Genomic DNA, 4096 nt, shown 5'->3' on the forward strand with positions numbered 1-4096 from the left:
ATGTTTATGCTGTGATTCATTCGGACCCCTTTCATCTAAACTCTCGATAAGTTTAAAAGAAAATTCCTACTGAAAAGCGGACATTTCTATCTTGCTCAAACAGGACAATATCATTTTGCTCCTACACGAATTATTCTTCTATTGACAATTTGAGATCTCTTGATATAATCCATCAAGTTAACAATAGAGCGAAGACTACTCTGGGAAAGAACGACTAGGGTTTTTGAGACGATAGGCAAAGAAGGTTTAGATAGTGTTCAATAGTATTTTATCAATGCATCAATTATTTTTTCTAACACTATATGCGTTTTTTGCGCTTTTCGTGCTTAGACATTTATTCATAAAAAGAAAGTTATCAATCTTTTTATATCATATTATTTTATGTTGCATCTTGTTTATCGGAACAGCTGGTGGGGGTGGTGTCCAAAATGATGGTTACGCTCGATTAGAACAATTTATCGAACTCGAGAAAAATCACAAACTCGAACATGCAAAACAACACAAAAAAGATTATGATTCAATGCTAGCCATTGATTTGGAGGAATTTAAAAACGCTGATGAATTTAGAGCGTATCTCCAAAGACATGATCCTGCCGTTGATAAAGCTGAGGCCATTTCCATTGGATGGCTTTTCGTTCTTTTGGCTGACATTGCGATGATGTGTGTACATTTTATTCGATATGGATTTAGAACAATAAAAAATAGGTCTCTCATGTCTCGTTCATTACCCCATCAATAATTTTTTTCTGCAAGTCTCTTCAGGGCTCTTTTAGAAACTTAGCAAGATCAAAGCTTAAGCGTTCTTTCTCTTGGTCAGTTAATGTAAGGCAATTAATACTTTTTTCGGGAAGCCATTTGTGAATAGAAAATGGAGAAGCATTCTAAACATCATATAATCATATCAAGCTAAGTTATCAAAAGCGAAAAAAAGAAAGGACGCCCATTATCTTTTTAAAAATTGATCATAAGTCCATGACTTTTCAACATCACCTTTTAAACTGACATATTCATGAATGGTAATAAATTTATTATTTTCGAGTTTATATTTGCTTTCCAGATAGTCTGAAATGACCGTACCACCCTTCGTGATGATTGTTAGCACATGAGTCTGAGGGTTAAAATAAGATTGCTCTCCAAGTTTTTTCAAAAGCAACTTTTTTGTATAACGATTATCAGCACCACGTGAAATCAAGTGGTAAGAGTGATTCTGGTTATGATTGCCATCGCCATGATCAAAATCAAAAATAAAGGTCATATCGTCAAGCCTATCTAGGATTCCTGTTACACGTGAGGTTAATGGATCGTAACCGGCTTTGATATCTGCTAAAATCTCAGCTTCTGGATTGTGGTATGTAAAAGCCAAAGTCAACAAATAGATTTTATCTTCATAAGTGAGCGAGAAGTCTGTCTTGGAATCCCCTTCATTTAAAATGCTCGACAGAATGATCTGAAAGAATTGGTCATTTGAAATAAGAGTGTACAAGAACTGAATATGATACCTTGAAATCTGGTCAATATCTTTTGGCTTATAAGCCAACCAATTTGTATAATCGGAATGATAGGTTTCAACAGGTGCTTTATAATGCGAGAGTAAATCCAATACCAGCGGAATCATTTTATCATATTGCAATCCCGCAATTTCATCTTGCGCTGGCTCTATCGGTGCCTTTGTTTTCCAGGATACAGAAAATATTGCCAATAGGATCGCTATGCACACAAATGCAATTAAAATCTTTAAAAAGCTTTTATTAAAATAAACTGACATAAAATTGCTCCATTCAAATAAATTACCTCGAAAAAGTGTACTCTCTTCTAGAATGAATGTAAAGGCCAGATGGTGGATTGCGAAGGGGCTTATGAAATATCAAGAACTAACCGCAGGTCACCCTGAACTTGTTTCAGGGTCTCATCATAATGACAAGGAGATGCTGAAATAAATTCAGCATGACGCGTTAGGCTTCGTTGAAATTCCATAATAGGTCTAGAGAAAACTCTCGCCCATAGCCCCCGCCTTCAAAGAAATTTTGAATTGGTAAGAAGAGTCTATCTGGTAAATTTTCAAGAGAAAACCACTCCCAGCTTTCAATCTTATGGGGTTCAGGATTTTGAACCTTTTGTCCAACCGGATAGTCTGCTGTCATAAAAATGCTAATAGAGTGCTTTTCTTCTTGATGAAAAACATTATTTGTCACTTGCAAAAACCGGGGATCTTGAATGGTGAGGCCTGTTTCTTCCTTCACTTCACGAATGGCGCACTCTTCAAAACTCTCTCCATATTCCAAATGCCCCCCTGGAATAGACCAAGCCTCTGCACCGTGTGAGCCAAGCCTTTTGCCCAATAGAACTTGCTTTTGATCATTCACAATAAAAACGCCTATGCCAATTTTGGGTCTCTTGCTCATTTTTATTTCCTCTCATTCAGATATCTATTATCCTTATTAACAAGCTTATAGTCTGAAAACGTCTGTCACAGGCCTTGCGCCATCTGTGCCCATGACTGAAAAATACCCATTTTTCATGTCAATTGACATCACAAGGCGCGTATCCTCATTCGCAATGGGCGGTTGAAACCAGCCAAACCCTTCTTCAATGTCAGAGAATCGGAGGCACACACCCGAATGAGATCGCTCACAACTATCATCAGATCTTGGAAGCCATCCATAGCCGATCCCATTTAAACTCGACTCAAAATGGTTCGCCGCACAAACAAGACCATCTTTGAGGTCTCGCACAACTTCTCTGTTTTCAATCCGCTCAATCACACAACCTTCGCTGGCATTTGTTCCAATAAGCGTATAGATAACAGGAATCGAAACAGGTTCTGTCATCAGCATTTCTTTTGCTTCTTGATAGGTTTTCGCTTTCTCAAAAACTTGTCGCAGCAAATGCGCAGGCGGCAGCCCTGAACTTTCGTGAACGGATCCACGATTGCGGATCCAATCGATCAAAATCCCAGTCTTGTGTCGTCTCATCGGTGCTTGATTTAATGCCGCTGAAAAACGAGTCGGTGCAGAGGCTTGAAAAACGCCACTGATTCCTGGCCAGGTCACATTGTAAAAATCACCAACTGCGCCCTTTTGATGAGCAATCACGATATTTTCACCTAAGGCCGGAAAAGGCCAGTCCAGAACGCGAATCATCCTAACGCCTGTGCCGTCGGTGTAAACACCGCTTGTGCATCCCCATTCGTAACACATGTTCAAGGAATAAATGCCCTTGATTTTCAGGCGTCTAGCATATTCATCGATTTCAGCAAGATAGGGGTTCTTTGTCTTCACAAGCCAATGCCGCGAGAGATAATCCCCGATCGGAAAAGCCACAGTGCTCATCATTCTTGAGATCAGTCCAAAAGTATTTTTACTGCCTTCAATAAGCTGCAAAGCTTTTTCAGAATAATGAGTCAGCAAATCAACAAGAGACTTATCTCTAATGTCATGTAGGGGAATTTGAATCACCTGAGAACCTCTATCTTTGGGTTAAAACAAATGATACCAAAAATCCCCTTCATTGAAAATAGTTTAAACAACTGGAAAATGAGTTATATCAATTATCTCTTACGTTCACACCAAACACATAAAAACCACTGAAAGCCATGACACCTGCGCTAAGACCTACTGCTATACCCATTTCACACACCGGCAAATTTTCTACTTGGTCTGCCCATTTTGATATTCTTGCAGAAAGCTCTAGTTGCTTCGGTGCATTGTTCCCCATTTGACTTTTGCGTACAGCATCCGCACCTTGGCGTAGATTGCTATATCCACGAAGTGCTGTCTCAGCTTTAAAAAACTGTGGCGCAACCGCTCCTAATTTCTGTGTATGTTTAAAAAATGACATGATGAATCTCCTCTAATTGTTGTCAGACTTAACATATAACAAATTTAAAAAGAACATTCAATGAACATATTAAAAGAGCCCCTCAAGGCTCTTTTTTATCTGCAAAATCCTCTCTTATGGACGGCGTAAGAGGGCAAGACCGGCCAAAGAAAGACCTAGTAATCCTACAAGGCCAGGCTCAGGAACGTCATTACCATTCCCACTATCATCTCCACCGCCATCATCTCCGCCTCCGTCATCGCCACCACCTGTGTTACAA

At 39.3% G+C, this 4096-nt stretch carries 6 protein-coding genes; 1 reads left to right on the forward strand and 5 read right to left on the reverse strand.

The features are described from left to right. Positions 1 to 391 precede the first annotated feature (391 nt). Positions 392 to 739: a hypothetical protein gene (locus KBF71_08840; GenBank protein ID MBP9878417.1), complete on the forward strand. Its 348-nt coding sequence runs from the start codon at positions 392 to 394 to the stop codon at positions 737 to 739. A gap of 204 nt (positions 740 to 943) precedes the next feature. Here the strand turns inward: KBF71_08840 and KBF71_08845 are convergent, their stop codons facing one another. The 5 genes from KBF71_08845 to KBF71_08865 all read right to left on the reverse strand — a co-directional run. Further along, entirely contained in the window at positions 944 to 1765 is an 822-nt protein-coding gene (locus tag KBF71_08845; protein ID MBP9878418.1) for a hypothetical protein, read from the reverse strand. 187 nt (positions 1766 to 1952) lie between these two features. Further along, positions 1953 to 2402 (reverse strand): NUDIX domain-containing protein, encoded by a 450-nt coding sequence (locus tag KBF71_08850; protein MBP9878419.1) that lies wholly within the window; start codon positions 2400 to 2402, stop codon positions 1953 to 1955. Between the two features lie 45 nt (positions 2403 to 2447). After that, positions 2448 to 3455, reverse strand: coding sequence for a hypothetical protein (locus KBF71_08855; protein ID MBP9878420.1), 1008 nt, complete (start codon positions 3453 to 3455; stop codon positions 2448 to 2450). 88 nt (positions 3456 to 3543) lie between these two features. Continuing rightward, a complete protein-coding gene (locus KBF71_08860; protein MBP9878421.1) occupies positions 3544 to 3837 on the reverse strand; it encodes a hypothetical protein in 294 nt (97 codons plus the stop codon). 114 nt (positions 3838 to 3951) lie between these two features. Further along, the coding region (locus KBF71_08865; protein MBP9878422.1) for a PEP-CTERM sorting domain-containing protein at positions 3952 to 4096 on the reverse strand (145 nt) is incomplete at its 5' end.

Source organism: Alphaproteobacteria bacterium (assembly GCA_018063245.1).
Taxonomy (GTDB): domain Bacteria; phylum Pseudomonadota; class Alphaproteobacteria; order JAGPBS01; family JAGPBS01; genus JAGPBS01.